This window comes from Roseivivax isoporae LMG 25204 (genome assembly GCF_000521865.1).
Taxonomy (GTDB): Bacteria; Pseudomonadota; Alphaproteobacteria; order Rhodobacterales; family Rhodobacteraceae; genus Roseivivax; species Roseivivax isoporae.
In genome coordinates this window covers 57494-72154 of the sequence record NZ_JAME01000011.1, presented here as the reverse complement: position 1 = coordinate 72154, position 14661 = coordinate 57494, and the positions used below count along the sequence as shown (strand labels likewise).

Below are 14661 nucleotides of genomic sequence, written 5' to 3'. Positions count from 1 at the left end.
GGCGCGCGCGCCCGGCGCCATCCGCGACCTCGCGAGAAGGAGACTTCCGGTGAAAGACGCCGCGCCGCAGACGATCTACCTCAAGGATTACACGCCCTTCGGCTTCACCGTCGAAAAGGTCGAGCTGACCTTCCGGCTGGCTCCCACGGCGACGCGCGTCACGAGCCGCATCCGTTTCGCGCCGAACCCTGCGGCAACGGACCGCACGTTCTTCCTGCACGGGGAGGAGCTGAAGCTGATCCGCGCCGCGATCGACGGCGCCGAGGTCACGCCCGACGTGACGCCGCAGGGCCTGACCTGCCCGGTGCCGGACGCCCCCTTCGACTGGGAGGCCGAGGTCGAGATCGCGCCGGAGGACAACACCGCGCTCGAGGGTCTCTACATGTCGCGCGGCATGTACTGCACCCAGTGCGAGGCCGAGGGCTTCCGCAAGATCACCTATTATCCCGACCGTCCCGACGTGATGGCGGTGTTCTCGGTCCGGATCGAGTCGGACCTGCCGGTGCTCCTGTCGAACGGCAATCCCGGCGACACGGGCGCGGGCTGGGCCGAATGGCACGACCCGTGGCCCAAGCCCGCCTACCTCTTCGCGCTTGTCGCGGGCGACCTGCGCGCCCATTCGGACCGTTTCACCACGCGGTCTGGACGCGCTGTCGACCTGAACCTGTGGGTGCGCCCCGGCGACGAGGGCAAATGCGCCTGGGGCATGGAGGCGCTGAAGAAGTCCATGCGCTGGGACGAGGACGTCTACGGCCGCGAATACGACCTCGACGTGTTCAACATCGTCGCCGTCGACGACTTCAACATGGGCGCGATGGAGAACAAGGGTCTCAACATCTTCAACTCGTCGGCGGTGCTGGCGAGCCCCGAGACCTCGACCGACGCCAATTTCGAGCGCATCGAGGCGATCATCGCGCACGAGTACTTCCACAACTGGACCGGCAACCGCATCACCTGCCGCGACTGGTTCCAGCTCTGCCTCAAGGAAGGGCTGACCGTGTTCCGCGACAGCCAGTTCACCTCGGACCTGCGCTCGGCCCCGGTCAAGCGCATCGGCGACGTGATCGACCTGCGCGCGCGCCAGTTCCCCGAGGACCAGGGGCCGCTGAGCCATCCCGTGCGGCCCGAGAGCTTTCAGGAGATCAACAACTTCTACACCGCGACGGTCTACGAGAAGGGCGCCGAGGTCATCGGCATGCTCAAGCGGCTGGTGGGCGACGACGCCTATGCGCGCGCGCTCGACCTCTATTTCGAGCGTCACGACGGGCAGGCCTGCACCATCGAGGACTGGCTCCGGGTGTTCGAGGACACGACCGGGCGCGACCTCGCGCAGTTCAAGCGCTGGTATTCGCAGGCCGGCACGCCGCGCCTGTCGGTCGAGGAAAGCTATGCCGACGCGACCTACACGCTGACCTTCCGCCAGCACACGCCGCCCACGCCCGGGCAGGACGAGAAGCTGCCGCAGGTCCTGCCCATCGCGGTCGGGCTCCTGAACCCCAACGGCGACGAGGTGGTGCCGACCACCCTGCTCGAGATGACCGAGGCCGAGCAGAGCTTCAGCTTTCCGAACCTGCCGGCCAGGCCGGTGGCCTCGATCCTGCGCGGCTTCTCGGCCCCCGTGGTGCTGGAGCGCGACGCGAGCCGCGAGGAGAACCTGTTCCTCCTGGCGCACGACACCGACCCCTTCAACCGGTGGGAGGCGAGCCGCGCGCTGGCGGTCGCCTCGCTCATGAACATGCTGTCCGATCCGGCCCGGGGCCCCGACGGCGCCTGGCTCGACGCGCTGCTCGACGTGATTCGCGACAGCGCGCTGGACCCGGCCTATCGTGCCCTGCTTCTCGGGCTCCCGTCGGAATCGGAACTGGCACAACGGCTCTACGAGGCGGGCACGACGCCCGATCCCGAGGCGATCCACGCCGCGGCCGAAAAGCACCGGCAGGCCCGCGCCGAGCTCTGGCAGGCGCAGCTTCCGGCCCTCGCCGAGGAGGCGCGCGTCGACGCGCCGTTCAGCCCCGATGCCGCGCAGGCGGGCAAGCGCGCGCTCGGCGGCGCGGTCCTTGCGATGCAGAGCCGGGTCGACGGCGGAAAGGCCGCCAGCGCGCAATTCGATGCGGCCGACAACATGACCGCACAGCTTTCGGCGCTGACGAGCCTCATCACCGCTGGCGCCGCCGACGACGCGCTCGCCGCCTTCGAGGCGCAATGGCGCCACGACCGGCTGGTGATGGACAAGTGGTTCGGCGTGCAGATCGCCTTTGCCCCGCCGCACGACGCGGTCGACGTGACGCGGCGGCTGACGGAACACCCGGATTTCGACTGGAAAAACCCCAACCGGTTCCGAGCCTGCCTCGGCGCGCTGGCGATGAACCACGCGGGGTTCCACCGTGCGGACGGGGCGGCCTACGATCTGCTCGCCGACTGGCTGATCCGCCTCGACGCCAAGAACCCGCAGACCACCGCGCGGATGTGCACCGCCTTCCAGAGCTGGAAGCGGTACGACGCCGCCCGGCAGGAGAAGATGAGGGCGGCGCTCGGCCGGCTGCGCGACCAGCCGGGCCTCAGCCGCGACACGTCCGAGATGGTGGCGCGGCTCCTCGGCTGAGCGGGGCCCGCCGCATTTTTTTCCGGCGCCACGGAACGCGTTCGCACGTCCGCGCGTTGCGAAGTAAGGCGGACCCCTGCCGCAAGCGGGGCTCCCGCCTCGGCGGCCTTCCCTTTCGGGCACCGCCGTGTCATGGGAGTTTTACGAAATCGTGACTGAGTGCCGGACATGAAGGACCGTATCGATCCGCTCATCGCCGAACGTGCGCCGTGGCTGTACTCCAACCGCCTCGGCACGGTCCGGGCGCGCCAGCTTCTCAACGTCATGCTTGGCTACGAGAAGACGATCGCGCTTGCCGGCACGTTCCGCGACCTGCCCGCATCCGAGATCATGGCGCAACTCGGCGCGATGCTCGCGCGCGACGTGCAGATCAAGGGCCTGTCGAACATCCCGCGCAACGGTCCGGCGCTGATCGTGGCGAACCACCCGACCGGCATCGCCGACGGGATCATGCTGCATCACCTGATCTCGCCCATGCGGCCCGATGCCTATTATTTCGCGAATCACGACATCCTGCGCGTCCTGCCGCAGTTCGAGGAGATGATCGCGCCGGTGGAATGGCGGCAGGAAAAGCGCAGCCACGGCAAGACGCGCGAGACCATGGCCTATACCCGCCGCGCGGTGGATGCCGGACGGCTCGGCGTGATCTTTCCCTCGGGGCGGCTTGCCAAGCGGCGCGGTCTCAGCCTGCACGAGCGGCCCTGGATGGCATCGGCAGCGATGATCGCCCGCAAGTTCGAGCTGCCGGTGATCCCGGTGAACATCCGCGCGCGCAACTCGGTGCTGTTCTACCTCTTCGACCTCATCCACCCGACGCTGCGGGACATCACGCTGTTCCACGAGACGCTCAACAAGCACCGCCAGCCCTACCGCGTGACGGTGGGCGAGCCGATTTCGGCGGCGGCGCTGCCGAAGACGTCCGAAGAGGGAATCGACCTGCTGCGCCGCGCGACGCTGGCGCTCGGCGGCCGGCGCGCGCCGGCGGTGTCGCTCATCGACAATTCCCGCAGGCCCTCGTGGATGAAGGCGACCTGAACGCCGCCTCGTCGCTCGTCGTCCTGGCCGGCGCTCAGCGCGCCTCTGACTGCTGCAGGTAGCCCGGTTCGGACCGGGTCGACAGGGTCGGCGTGCCGGCGGGCCGGAAGGCGAAGACCGGCGCCCCCTGCCCGCTCTCGGGCCGCAGCACCGGACGCGTCGACGGCACCGTCTTGCAATAGGCCTGGTTGCGCGACCATGCCATCATGTCCGCGCGCTTGGCGCTGCTGTGGAACGGACCCCAGTCGGCCGCCACGCCGCGCATGCCGCGCGACACGACGCCGTCGCGCGCAACTGTCCGCGCCATGATGCGGAACCCGCAGGACAGGTTGGCCGGCCCGTCAAGCAGCGCCGCGCCGGTATTGGCCCGGCAATCGTAGAGCCGCGCGGTCGAGGGCAGGATCTGCAGGAGCCCGTGCCAGCGCCCGCCGCCGCCCACGACCGTGGGGCGCCACGTGCTCTCGTGCCGGGCGAGCGAGGAGACGAGCCCGACCCAGAACGCCTCGCGCAGGCGTTCGTCGTTCTCGGGATAGGCGGGGCACCACTGATCGATGTCGGCGGGCACCATGTCGGTCAGCGCGGCGGCGTGGCTGCGCAGCGCGCGCACGCTCGCACGCGTCCAGGCCACACCGCGGGCCGTGTCGCCCCAGCGGGCGCGCGGCAGGCGGTCGTCGCGCATCTGCGGACGAAGCGACCGGGCCACCGCCGCGGTCGGCGCGGCCATCGTCGCTGAGATGGGTGTTTCGGCGCGGACCCTGGGGGTCAGGGCGCCGAGCGGACCGTTCGCCGCGGCCTGCGTCGCGAGCACCCCGAGGAACACTGCGCAGGAAAGAAGCAGATGACGTCGCATGCGCGCGAGCCTCGGTCGAATCCGCCCCGCCATGCAAGCATCCGTGATGTGTCCCCGTCCGGCATGGGCGGAAATCCGACCGCGTCGGCAAGGACCCGCGCATCGCGCGCATGCCCCGGATATGTACCGCTCGGGCTTTCCACCCGCCATGATTGCGCCCAGAACCCGGAGCAATCGTCGGACCATGCGAACCCTGAGCCTCGAGATATCGCCCCGCCCCGCGCTGCGCCGCATCGCCGACGCCCTGCGCGTGACCCTCCGCCCCGACACCCCCGCGCGGGCGCGGGACACCGCGCTCCGCACTGGTCGGCTCGAGGTTCCGGTGATCGCGCGCACCCGCGAGATGGCCGAGATCACCCGGCATTTCGAGCAGGGCCGGCACATGGCGCGGCAGGAGGAGTGGGGCGCCCTCGGCGCGCTGATCCGCGCCTGCGACCGGCGCCGCGCCCAGAGCGCGGGGGGCCTGCCCGTGGCCGAGATCCTCGCGAGCGGCGCGCGGTCGGACGTGGTCGATGCCGGCATCGCCGCCGCGCGCCGAGGCGACGCGGACGGGTCGCTGAAGCCGCTCGGGGAACTCGAGCAGGTGCTCGAGGAGCTCTGCTGCGATCACGGCGTGGCGCTGGTGGTGGCGCTCGCCCACGTGGACATCGGCCATGCCTGGCGCGGCGAGGCGGCGTGGGCCAAGGTGCCCTCGACGAACCGCGCCGCGTTCCATGCGCATTTCCGCGCCGCCCGGCGCATCGTCGACGCCCACGACCCGTTCGAATGCGACGCGCCCTCGCTTGCCGCGGTGCGCTGCGCGCTCCTCGCCGCGGACCGGCGTCCGGCAGCGCGGGTCGCCGACGATTACGAGGACCTCGTCGATCTCGACCCGACGACGCCGCGGCACATGCGGGCGCTCGGCACCCACCTCCTGCCGCGCTGGTTCGGCAGCTACGGCGCGCTCGACCTCGAGGCCCGGCGCACCGCCGCGCGCACCGCGGACATCTGGGGCGCCGGCGCCTACGCGTGGGTCTATCTCGACGCCCTCGCCGTCGATCCCGGCGCCTCCGCGCTGGTCGATCCCGAGTTCCTCGTGGCGGGCCTCTACGACATCCTCGAGCGGCGGCCGGAACAGCACGTGGTCAACATGCTCGCCGCCTTCACCGGCTTCACCCTCTGCTCGGGCCCCGACGCGCACCCGGCCGAGCGCCGCGTCGCCGGCGCCTTCGACTGGATCCTGCGCGACCGGCTGCTCGAGGTGCATCCGATGGTCTGGGCCGCCGCCCATGCCCGGGTCGGCACGCCGACCGAGGGTTGCGCCGCCGAGCGCGGCAAGGCGCGCGCGCTCTCGACGCTGGCGCAGCACTTCGCCGCGGAGCTGGGAAACGGGCAGGACGTGGCGCTGACGCCCTCCGGCTGGCAGATCGGCGGCCGCTGAGCGCTCCGGACCGGCCGGTCCCCTTGCCGACGGGGCGGTGCTCGCCTAAGACGGGGCGCCAAGCCAATGCCGGAGAGCGCAGGATGCTGGATCTGACCTATCAGCCGCCGAAACCCAAGGTCATCGCCGGGGCGAAACACGACTGGGAACTGGTCATCGGCATGGAAGTCCATGCCCAGGTCGCCTCGAAGGCCAAGCTGTTCTCGGGCGCGTCCACGCAGTTCGGCGCGATGCCGAATTCCAACGTGTCCTTCGTCGACGCCGCGATGCCGGGCATGCTGCCCGTGGTCAACGAGTTCTGCATCGAGCAGGCGGTGCGCACGGGGCTTGGCCTGAAGGCCAAGATCAACCTGTTCTCGGCCTTCGACCGCAAGAACTACTTCTATCCCGACCTGCCGCAGGGCTACCAGATCAGCCAGCTCTACCACCCGCTCGTCGGCGAGGGCGAGATTCTCGTGGACATGGAGCCCGGCGTGGCGCGGCTCGTGCGGATCGAGCGCATCCATGTCGAGCAGGACGCGGGCAAGTCGGTGCATGACATGGACCCGAACCTGAGCTTCGTGGACCTCAACCGCACCGGCGTCGCGCTGATGGAGATCGTGTCGCGCCCCGACATCCGCGGCCCGGAAGAGGCCGCGGCCTACCTGTCCAAGCTGCGCCAGATCCTGCGCTATCTCGGGACCTGCGACGGCAACATGCAGAACGGCAACTTGCGGGCGGACGTGAACGTGTCGGTCTGCCGGCCCGGCGCCTACGAGAAGTACCAGGAAACGCAGGACTTCTCGCATCTCGGCACGCGCTGCGAGATCAAGAACATGAACTCCATGCGCTTCATCCAGGCCGCGATCGACTACGAGGCGCGCCGCCAGATCGGCATCCTCGAAGCCGGCGGCAGCATCGACCAGGAGACGCGGCTCTACGATCCAGACCGCAACGAGACGCGGTCGATGCGGTCGAAGGAAGAGGCGCACGACTACCGCTACTTCCCCGACCCGGACCTTCTGCCGCTGGAGCTGGAACAGGCCTGGGTCGACGACATCGCGGCCTCCCTGCCCGAGCTGCCCGACGAGAAGAAGGCGCGGCTCGTCAAGGAGATGGGCCTGTCGGAATACGACGCGGGCGTGCTGACCGCCGAGGCCGAGACGGCCGCGTTCTTCGAGGCGGTGGCGGCCAAGGCCGGCGAGGGCAAGATAGCGGCGAACTGGGTCGTCAACGAGCTCTTCGGCCGGCTGCGCAAGGACGACGACCGCCACATCACCGAGAGCCCCGTCTCGCCCGACCAGCTGGGCGGTCTGATCCGGCTGATCGTGTCGGGCGACATCTCGGGCAAGATCGCCAAGGACGTCTTCGAGATCCTCTACACCGAGGGCGGCGACCCGGCCGAGATCGTCGAGGCGCGCGGCCTGAAGCAGGTGACGGACACCGGCGCCATCGAGGCCGCGGTGGACGAGGTCATCGCCGCGAATCCCGCCCAGGTCGAGAAGGCCAAGGCGAACCCCAAGCTCGCCGGATGGTTCGTGGGCCAGGTCATGAAGGCCACGGGCGGCAAGGCGAACCCGAAGGCCGTGAACGACATCGTCTCGTCGAAGCTGGGCCTCTGAGGCCCGGCACCGGCCGGTCCAGCGCCGGCCGGCCCCGCCCCGCGCGTCAGTTGATGGTGAGGCGCAGGGTGAAGGTCTCGTAGGTGGCCGTGCGGAACAGCGGCGCCACGTAGACCTCGTAGGTGCCCGCCTGCGTGCGGAAGCTGAAATCCTCCTGACAGTCGACCACGCCCAAGACGGCGAAACAGGTGTTCCGGCTGCCGAAGAGCTGGAGGCGCGCGGTCTGCCCGCTGCCGGTCCCGAAGCTGTAGCAGAGCGCCTCGCCTTCGGCGACGCGGCCCGACACCTCGCCCGAGGATGCCCCGCGGGCAAAGCGAATCTCGGAACAGGACTGCGCGCCGGCCCTGTCCGGCAGGACGGCCGACAGGCCGGCACCGAGGCAGAGGGCGGCAGCGGCGCCGAGGATGGCGGGAATGCGGGTCATGCTGAAATCTCCGGGTCATGCGAAATCGGGTAGGAACGGAAATGGCGCCGTGGCGTCGCCCTCAGCCTGCCCGCGCGCCGGGCCTGTGGCAAGCGTGCCGATGCGATCCGTAGCGCCGGGCCGGGCTCTGGCGCCCGCATGCGCCGATGCTCTAGGGTCTGCCGGCAGAGCGACGGACAGGTGCCATGCCGGATTACGAGTACAGGATCGTTCCCGCGCCCTACCGCGGGGAAAAGGCCAAGGGGCTCAAGACGCCCGAGGCGCGATTCGCCCGCGCGGTGGAGCGGGTGATGAACGAGATGGCCGCGGAGGGCTGGGAATATCAGCGTTCGGACACCCTGCCCGCCGAGGAACGCAGCGGACTCGCGAGCACGGTCACCACGTGGCGCACGCTGCTCGTGTTCCGCCGGCCGCGGAGCGGCTCGCCCGAGGGCTTGCAGCCGCGCCTCCTCGAAAAGCCCGAAGAGGGGACGCCGCCAGAGGCGCCCGCGCCTGCGACCGCTGCCGCGCCCGAAGCCGACAAGGCCGGGGAGGTGCGCATCGTGCCCGGTCCGCCGCCGCAGAAGCCGTCGGTCCTGACCGACAACGGCGTCGAGAACACCCAGCAGGTGCGCGACCTTTCGGCCATCCTGCGCGCCCGCGCGGACCGCACGCCCGATCGCTGAGCCGTCGCGCCGCCGCGCTCAGGTCCCGAGGTCGAGCGACAGCGCGTGGATGTCCGACATGAGCTGCGATCCCAGCGCGTCGTGCACGGCCCTGTGACGGGCGATGCGGGACAGCCCCTCGAAACGGGCGCTGCGCAGCACCACATGAAAATGGCTGTCACCGCCTTCACGATACCCCGCGTGGCCGCGGTGGCGTTCGCTGTCGTCACGCACCATCAGTTCGCGCGGCGCGAAGGCCTCGCGCAGCCGCGTCTCGATTTCCGCCGATCGGGACATTTTTCCGCGTCTCCCCCTACACACCTGCCGGGGATTGTCTAAACTCCGGCGTCCGAGTCGAAAAGAGGTGCCCACATGAGCAGACCCGACCCCTTCGGTTTCGACATGTCCGTGTCCTCGGCGAAAAGGAAGAACCCGCGCGGCCGCCGTGGCATGTCGGGCGAGAGCGAGACCTCGACCCGTATCTGCGACCACGAGGGCTGCGACCAGCCGGGCAAGTTCCGTGCGCCGAAGGCTCCCGACGTGCTGGACGATTTCTACTGGTTCTGCAAGGACCATGTCCGCGAGTATAATCTCAAGTGGAACTTCTTCGACGGCAAGACCGAGGCGGAGATGAACGCGCAGGCCAGCGCTGACAAGGTCTGGGACCGCCAGACCAAGGACTGGCGCGACCCCGAGGCGCGCGCCTGGGCCCGTCTCGGCATCGAGGACGCGCACCAGGTGCTGGGCGAGAACGCGACCCGCAACCCGGGCAAGGCCAACGGCGGCAGCGGCCGTCGCCTGCCCCCCACCGAGCGCAAGGCGATCGAGATCCTCGATGCGCGCGAGGACTGGTCGAAAGCCGACGTGCGCAAGGCCTACAAGTCGCTGATCAAGGTGCTGCATCCCGACATGAACGGCGGGGACCGGAGCCAGGAGGAACAGCTGCAGCAGGTCGTCTGGGCATGGGACCAGATCAAGGACAGCCGGAACTTCAAGTGAGGTCTGACCGGGGGTTGCATCTGCGCCAACGGATTCCCGCTTAAGGAGGTATTTTTCCTTTGACTCGGATTGATGACCCGATGTAACTTTCTAGTGTCGGTTGCACCGCCGACATACCGGGAGCGGACCTAAGGCACTCACGGAAAAGGGCATCCGGTCGATCCCCGCCGGATGCCCTTGACGTTTTCGGGGGTCCCCCGCGCCTTGTCCCGACGTCCTGTCAGGCCGCCTGAAAGGTCAGAGACACGCCGTTCAGGCAGTGACGCTTGCCGGTCGGCTCGGGCCCGTCGTCGAAGATGTGGCCCAGATGCGATCCGCAGCGGCTGCAATGGCACTCGGTCCGCCGCATGAACAGCGACCAGTCATCCTTGGTGCCGATGGCATCGCCGGAGATCGGCTGCCAGAAGCTCGGCCAGCCGGTGCCGCTGTCGAACTTGTGCTCAGAGGAATAGAGCGGCTGGTCGCAGCCGCGGCAGGCATAGGTGCCAGCCTGCTTCAGGTCGTGCAGCGGCGAGGAAAAGGCGCGCTCGGTGCCTTCCTCGCGCATCACGCGGTATTCCGCGTCGCTCAGCATCTCGCGCCATTCGGCCGCGCTGCGCTGGATCGGGTACGGCCCGTCGGCGGCCTGCGCGCTGCGGGACGCGGCCACGCCCGCGCCTCCGAGACCGAGGGCCGCGGCGGTGCGGGACAGGAAATCTCGTCTCATCATGTCGAACCTCCAGTTCCGGCGCGGGGTCCGGCGCACGGCCCGTCGCCTCGATATCCGCCCGGGATCGGCCTCCCCCCGCCCCGCGCGAGGACGGGGGGAGGCCGGGGCGTCCGCTTCCCAAGATGGGGCTTCAGGCCCGCCGCGTTAAGGGCCGGGCCGTCAGCCCGCCTGCCCCGCCGGCAGCAGAACGCGGTCGATCACGTGGATCACGCCGTTCGACTGGCGCACGTCGGCCACGGTCACCGTCGCCTCGCGCCCGTTCTCGTCGGTCAGGGTGATCGTGCCGCCCGACATCCGCGCCTGCAGCGTGCATCCGCCCACGGTCGGAACCGGGTGCATGCCGCCGTCATCGGCGATCATGCCGGCGATGGCGTCGGACAGCGCGTTGGTCGCCACGACGTGGCAGGTCAGGATCTGCGCGAGCTGCTCGCGGTTCTCGTCCATCATGAGCGCCGAGAGGCTGTCGTCGGACAGCATGCCGAACGCGTCGTCGGTCGGTGCGAAAACGGTGAACGGCCCGGCCGAGTTCAGCGTGTCCACGAGCCCGGCCTGCTGCACCGCCGCCACGAGCGTGGTGTGCACGGGCGAGTTCACCGCGTTCTCGACGATGGTGCGGTCGGCGAACATGTCGGCGCCGCCGACCTGCGGGTTGTCCTGCGCGTGGGCGGCACCGGCGATGAGCGCGGCGGCCGCGACGAGACCGATCTTTCCGAGGGTCATGGGTCTTTCTCCTCCTTGGATGCGTCCCGGCCCGAAACGGGGGGATCGCTCCAAGCCACGGAGGGGTCAGGCGGTGGGTTTCCGCCTGCGTCGCGCATGCGCGATCAATAAGGCGTGACCGGCGCGGTGGCGAGCACGGGCCCGGTCGGGGTCCCGAGCGGCGAGCCGCCCGGCGGCTCCTGGCTGATCGCGAAGGTCGCGCCGGGCAGGAGCGCGGCGAGGTCGGCGGGCATGTCGTAGCGCACGCGGTCCTCGACCTGCGGCAGGAGCCCCAGCGAGACCGGCGCCGCCTCGCCCTGGATCAGCCACAGCTCGATGTCGCTGCCGGCGGGCACCTCGCCCGCCTCGCGGATCACCAGCAGTTCGCCCGCGTCCTCGAAATAGCCGATATGCACGACGAGATCGCCGCCCGTGACCGAGGCATCGGCCACGTAGAGCGGCTCTGCCCCGCCCATGTTCAGGATGCCGAAGGTCAGCGCCGCCCACACCACGAGTGCCGCCGCGACACCGCCGAGCCCGTAGGGCACCAGCATGCGCCAGAACGGGCGGCGGTCCTCGGCGGGCGCGCCGAAGGCCCGCGCCTCGATCCGGCGGCGCAGGCCCGCGGGCGGCACGGTCTCGGGCACCTCGCCCGCGAGCGAGGCGAAGTACTCGGTCCAGGTCACCACCTCGGCCTCGAGCGCGGGTTCGGCGGCGAGGCGCGCCTCGAACGCGGCCGTCTCGGCCTCCGACAGGAGGCCCAGGACGTACTCCGCCGCGAGGGCGCGGTCATCGCCCCCTGCAGGGTCAGTCGCCATGTCCTCGCGGTCGGTCATCTGGCCAGGCAGTCCCTGAGCTGGATCAGTGCGCGCCGAAGCCACGTGCGCACGGTGTTGAGCTTGACGCCGGTGGCCTCGGACAGCTCGGCGTAGGTGTGTCCCTCGAGATAGGCGCGACGCACCATCTCTGCACGGTCGGGCGGAAGCTCCCGCATGCATCCGTGCAGGCGCTCGGTCTCGGAGGCGAGCGCCGCCTGCGCCTCGGGGCCGGGCGCGGTGTCGGGCATCGTGTCGGCCACGTCCAGCGCCTCGGCCGGCTTCGCGGCGCGGCTGCGCCTGCGGCGGTCGATGGCGATGTTGCGCGTCAGCGTGATGAGCCAGGTCATCGGCGAGAAGCCGTTCACGCGGTAGAGGTCGGCGCGGTTCCAGACGCGGATGAACGCCTCCTGCAGCGCCTCCTCCGCCTCGGCGCGGTCGCCGAGAACGCGCAGGCAGATGCCGTAGAGCTTGGCCGATGTCCGGTCGTATAGCGCCGAGAACGCCTTGCGATCGCCCATGGCGATCCGTGCCAGAAGTTCCTCGATTTCCTCCTGAGGGGTCATCCCGTCCGGTCCGTCCGATCCGCGCTTGCGACTGCGGCGGGAGCAAAGGCGGCCCGCGCCCGGACCTTGTGGCATGGGGCCCGGATGCGCGCAACGCTTCCCCTTGCCCCTCTCCGAGATATGTTGCACCACGGGCGCGACGCGCGCCGCCCCCTTGTGGCGCGCAGGACGGCGAGAGAGGCATGAACGACATGGCGGACGGCGCGATCGACATCAACGCCAAGCCGACCGAGGAGATCTCGGTCCGCGAGGTTTTCGGCATCGACACCGACATGACCGTGCACGGCTTCCCCGAGCGGACCGAACGGGTGCCGGACGTCGACAGCACGTACAAGTTCGATCCCGACACGACGATGGCGATCCTCGCGGGGTTCCGCAACAACCGCCGCGTGATGATCCAGGGCTATCACGGCACGGGCAAGTCGACCCATATCGAACAGGTGGCAGCGCGCCTCAACTGGCCCTGCGTGCGCGTGAACCTCGACAGCCACATCAGCCGGATCGATCTCATCGGCAAGGACGCGATCAAGCTCAAGAACGGCATGCAGGTGACCGAGTTCCAGGAGGGCATCCTGCCCTGGGCGCTGCGGAATCCGACCGCGATCGTGTTCGACGAATACGATGCCGGCCGCGCCGACGTGATGTTCGTGATCCAGCGCGTGCTCGAGGTCGACGGCAAGCTGACGCTGCTCGACCAGAACGAGGTGATCCACCCGCATCCCTATTTCCGCATCTTCGCCACGGCCAACACGGTGGGCCTCGGGGACACGACGGGCCTTTATCACGGCACCCAGCAGATCAACCAGGGCCAGATGGACCGCTGGTCGCTGGTCGCGACGCTGAACTACCTGTCGATCGACGCCGAGACGGCGATCGTCCTGTCGAAGTGCCCGCATTACAACACGGAAAAGGGCCGTCGGCAGATCCGTCAGATGGTGACGGTGGCGGACCTCTCGCGCACCGCATTCATGAACGGCGACCTCTCGACGGTCATGTCGCCGCGGACGGTGATCGCCTGGGCGCAGAACGCCGAGATCTTCAAGGACATCGGCTACGCCTTCCGCGTGTCGTTCCTGAACAAGTGCGACGAGCTCGAGCGGTCGACGGTCGCGGAGTTCTATCAGCGCTGCTTCGACGAGGAACTGCCCGAAAGCGCGGCGCGCCTCGCGATCCGGTGACACCCCGGGCGGCGACCCTCGCCCCCGCGGCGCTGCTTCTGCACCTTCTGCCCGCGGCCGCCTCGGTCGAGGGCAACGCCGCCGCGGAATGCGCGGCCCTCTGGACCGGCTATGCCCGCTACGCCGAGGCCTCGGCCTATCTCGACGGCGCCAAGGCCGCGCGCGAGGATGCCGCCGCCTGGCGCGCAAAGGCGATCGCGGAGACCGGCGATACCGCCGGCGTCGACGCCTACATCGCTGCCGAGGCGCCCGGCCGCGCGCTGATGTTCGACGCCTACGTGGTGGGCGGTGACGAGACCACCCGCAACATCCTCGAGCGCGCCCTGACCCGCTGCGGCGACGGCTGAAGCGGCGCTCAGGTCCCGATGATCTCCTGCAGCTCGCGGATGCGCGTCTCGGGCGCGGGGTGCGTGGCGAGCATCGCCGGCGGCCCGCCCCGCTGGGCCGCCTGCATCCGCTGCCAGAGACGGATCGCCGCCTGCGTATCGAGATCCGCCTCCCGCATCAGGGCGACGCCCAGCCGGTCGGCCTCGAGCTCTTGCGCGCGGCCATAGGGCAGTGCCAGCCCGTAGCGCAGGCCAAGGCCCAGCGCCGCCATGATCTCCTCGTCGAACTGGATGTCACCCTGCCGCAGGAGGAACGCCACCATGCGCTGCAGCACGCCCTGGGCCACCGCGTTGCCCATGCGCTCGCGGGCATGGTCGGCCTGCAGGTGCCCGATCTCGTGGCCGATGACCGCGGCCAGTTCCGCCGGCGTCTCGGCGAGGTCGTAGAGCCCGCGGAAGACGCCGATCCGCCCGCCCGGCAGCGCGAAGGCGTTGACCTCGGGCGACTCGAAGGCGACGACCTCCCATGCGGCCGGATCGCTGCCGGCGGCGCCGATCAGGCGCTGGGACAGCGACGCCACCGTCTCGCGGAAGGCTGCGTCGCGGCTCTCGGGCACCGAGCCGCGGATCTCGGCCCAGGCCGCGGCCCCCATCTCGGCCGCCTGTTCCTCGGAGACCAGCACCGCCGCGCGGTCGCAGGCGGCGGGCAGCGTGGCGAGCGGCAGGGCCGCCGCCCCGGTCAGCAGGCGGCGGCGGGTCAGCGGCGCGTGACAGGTGCAGGACATGGCGGCTC

Annotated in this window: 16 protein-coding genes; 8 read left to right on the top strand and 8 right to left on the bottom strand. The window is 70.0% G+C overall.

The genetic code is table 11. The features are described 5' to 3' along the window. Nucleotides 1-49 precede the first annotated feature (49 nt). Both pepN and RISW2_RS09030 read left to right on the top strand, forming a co-directional pair. A complete protein-coding gene (gene pepN / locus RISW2_RS09035; RefSeq protein ID WP_043769347.1) occupies nt 50-2602 on the top strand; it encodes an aminopeptidase N in 2553 nt (850 codons plus the stop codon). 168 nt (nt 2603-2770) lie between these two features. After that, nucleotides 2771-3637, top strand: a complete 867-nt coding sequence (locus RISW2_RS09030; RefSeq protein WP_043769345.1) for a lysophospholipid acyltransferase family protein — start codon at nt 2771-2773, stop codon at nt 3635-3637. Between the two features lie 34 nt (nt 3638-3671). Here RISW2_RS09030 and RISW2_RS09025 read toward each other — a convergent pair whose 3' ends face one another. Further along, entirely contained in the window at nt 3672-4487 is an 816-nt protein-coding gene (locus RISW2_RS09025) for a transglycosylase SLT domain-containing protein (protein ID WP_244437535.1), read from the bottom strand. A gap of 184 nt (nt 4488-4671) precedes the next feature. On the opposite strand from RISW2_RS09025, the gene RISW2_RS09020 reads away from it, so the two are divergent. Further along, entirely contained in the window at nt 4672-5907 is a 1236-nt protein-coding gene (locus RISW2_RS09020; RefSeq protein WP_043769343.1) for a hypothetical protein, read from the top strand. A gap of 83 nt (nt 5908-5990) precedes the next feature. Further along, nucleotides 5991-7508, top strand: coding sequence for an Asp-tRNA(Asn)/Glu-tRNA(Gln) amidotransferase subunit GatB (gene gatB, locus RISW2_RS09015; RefSeq protein ID WP_043769341.1), 1518 nt, complete (start codon nt 5991-5993; stop codon nt 7506-7508). Between the two features lie 46 nt (nt 7509-7554). Here gatB and RISW2_RS09010 read toward each other — a convergent pair whose 3' ends face one another. Continuing rightward, on the bottom strand, nt 7555-7932 hold the full coding sequence (locus RISW2_RS09010; RefSeq protein WP_244437534.1) for a hypothetical protein: 378 nt from the start codon (nt 7930-7932) through the stop codon (nt 7555-7557). Nucleotides 7933-8117: 185 nt separating this feature from the next. Here RISW2_RS09010 and RISW2_RS09005 point away from each other — a divergent pair, with 185 nt between their 5' ends. Beyond that, nucleotides 8118-8597: a DUF4177 domain-containing protein gene (locus RISW2_RS09005; RefSeq protein ID WP_043769339.1), complete on the top strand. Its 480-nt coding sequence runs from the start codon at nt 8118-8120 to the stop codon at nt 8595-8597. Between the two features lie 18 nt (nt 8598-8615). On the opposite strand, the gene RISW2_RS09000 is transcribed toward RISW2_RS09005, so the two are convergent. After that, the gene (locus RISW2_RS09000) at nt 8616-8873 is read right to left on the bottom strand and encodes a BolA family protein (protein ID WP_043769337.1); all 258 of its coding nucleotides are present in this window, start codon (nt 8871-8873) and stop codon (nt 8616-8618) included. A 75-nt stretch (nt 8874-8948) separates the two neighbouring features. Here RISW2_RS09000 and RISW2_RS08995 point away from each other — a divergent pair, with 75 nt between their 5' ends. After that, nucleotides 8949-9575 (top strand): J domain-containing protein, encoded by a 627-nt coding sequence (locus RISW2_RS08995; protein ID WP_043769335.1) that lies wholly within the window; start codon nt 8949-8951, stop codon nt 9573-9575. 220 nt (nt 9576-9795) lie between these two features. Here the strand turns inward: RISW2_RS08995 and msrB are convergent, their stop codons facing one another. The 4 genes from msrB to RISW2_RS08975 all read right to left on the bottom strand — a co-directional run bounded on the left by msrB (nt 9796) and on the right by RISW2_RS08975 (nt 12364). Continuing rightward, nucleotides 9796-10284 carry a peptide-methionine (R)-S-oxide reductase MsrB gene (gene msrB, locus RISW2_RS08990; protein ID WP_043769333.1) on the bottom strand — a complete coding sequence of 163 codons (489 nt, stop codon included), beginning with the start codon at nt 10282-10284 and terminating at the stop codon, nt 9796-9798. Between the two features lie 159 nt (nt 10285-10443). Next, a complete protein-coding gene (locus tag RISW2_RS08985; RefSeq protein ID WP_043769331.1) occupies nt 10444-11004 on the bottom strand; it encodes a fasciclin domain-containing protein in 561 nt (186 codons plus the stop codon). 104 nt (nt 11005-11108) lie between these two features. After that, complete coding sequence (locus RISW2_RS08980; RefSeq protein ID WP_043769328.1) at nt 11109-11819, bottom strand: anti-sigma factor; 711 nt, start codon at nt 11817-11819, stop codon at nt 11109-11111. Then, on the bottom strand, nt 11816-12364 hold the full coding sequence (locus tag RISW2_RS08975) for a sigma-70 family RNA polymerase sigma factor (RefSeq protein ID WP_043769327.1): 549 nt from the start codon (nt 12362-12364) through the stop codon (nt 11816-11818). Before RISW2_RS08975 ends, RISW2_RS08980 begins: the two co-directional genes overlap by 4 nt. Nucleotides 12365-12555: 191 nt before the next feature. On the opposite strand from RISW2_RS08975, the gene cobS reads away from it, so the two are divergent. Next, nucleotides 12556-13542: a cobaltochelatase subunit CobS gene (gene cobS, locus RISW2_RS08970; RefSeq protein ID WP_043769492.1), complete on the top strand. Its 987-nt coding sequence runs from the start codon at nt 12556-12558 to the stop codon at nt 13540-13542. Further along, complete coding sequence (locus RISW2_RS08965; RefSeq protein ID WP_043769325.1) at nt 13539-13889, top strand: hypothetical protein; 351 nt, start codon at nt 13539-13541, stop codon at nt 13887-13889. The genes cobS and RISW2_RS08965 overlap by 4 nt, the downstream gene beginning before the upstream one ends. An 8-nt stretch (nt 13890-13897) precedes the next feature. Here the strand turns inward: RISW2_RS08965 and RISW2_RS08960 are convergent, their stop codons facing one another. Beyond that, complete coding sequence (locus tag RISW2_RS08960; RefSeq protein ID WP_051491895.1) at nt 13898-14653, bottom strand: M48 family metallopeptidase; 756 nt, start codon at nt 14651-14653, stop codon at nt 13898-13900. Nucleotides 14654-14661: the final 8 nt, after the last annotated feature.

Excerpts from the sequence above, each read along its gene's own strand:
- RISW2_RS09030 (WP_043769345.1), top strand. The coding sequence starts at position 2,771 with ATGAAGGACCGTATCGATCCGCTCATCGCCGAACGTGCGCCGTGGCTG.
- RISW2_RS09025 (WP_244437535.1), bottom strand. The coding sequence starts at position 4,487 with ATGCGACGTCATCTGCTTCTTTCCTGCGCAGTGTTCCTCGGGGTGCTC.
- RISW2_RS09020 (WP_043769343.1), top strand. The coding sequence starts at position 4,672 with ATGCGAACCCTGAGCCTCGAGATATCGCCCCGCCCCGCGCTGCGCCGC.
- gatB (WP_043769341.1), top strand. The coding sequence starts at position 5,991 with ATGCTGGATCTGACCTATCAGCCGCCGAAACCCAAGGTCATCGCCGGG.
- RISW2_RS09010 (WP_244437534.1), bottom strand. The coding sequence starts at position 7,932 with ATGACCCGCATTCCCGCCATCCTCGGCGCCGCTGCCGCCCTCTGCCTC.
- RISW2_RS09005 (WP_043769339.1), top strand. The coding sequence starts at position 8,118 with ATGCCGGATTACGAGTACAGGATCGTTCCCGCGCCCTACCGCGGGGAA.
- RISW2_RS09000 (WP_043769337.1), bottom strand. The coding sequence starts at position 8,873 with ATGTCCCGATCGGCGGAAATCGAGACGCGGCTGCGCGAGGCCTTCGCG.
- RISW2_RS08995 (WP_043769335.1), top strand. The coding sequence starts at position 8,949 with ATGAGCAGACCCGACCCCTTCGGTTTCGACATGTCCGTGTCCTCGGCG.
- msrB (WP_043769333.1), bottom strand. The coding sequence starts at position 10,284 with ATGATGAGACGAGATTTCCTGTCCCGCACCGCCGCGGCCCTCGGTCTC.
- RISW2_RS08985 (WP_043769331.1), bottom strand. The coding sequence starts at position 11,004 with ATGACCCTCGGAAAGATCGGTCTCGTCGCGGCCGCCGCGCTCATCGCC.
- RISW2_RS08980 (WP_043769328.1), bottom strand. The coding sequence starts at position 11,819 with ATGACCGACCGCGAGGACATGGCGACTGACCCTGCAGGGGGCGATGAC.
- RISW2_RS08975 (WP_043769327.1), bottom strand. The coding sequence starts at position 12,364 with ATGACCCCTCAGGAGGAAATCGAGGAACTTCTGGCACGGATCGCCATG.
- cobS (WP_043769492.1), top strand. The coding sequence starts at position 12,556 with ATGGCGGACGGCGCGATCGACATCAACGCCAAGCCGACCGAGGAGATC.
- RISW2_RS08960 (WP_051491895.1), bottom strand. The coding sequence starts at position 14,653 with ATGTCCTGCACCTGTCACGCGCCGCTGACCCGCCGCCGCCTGCTGACC.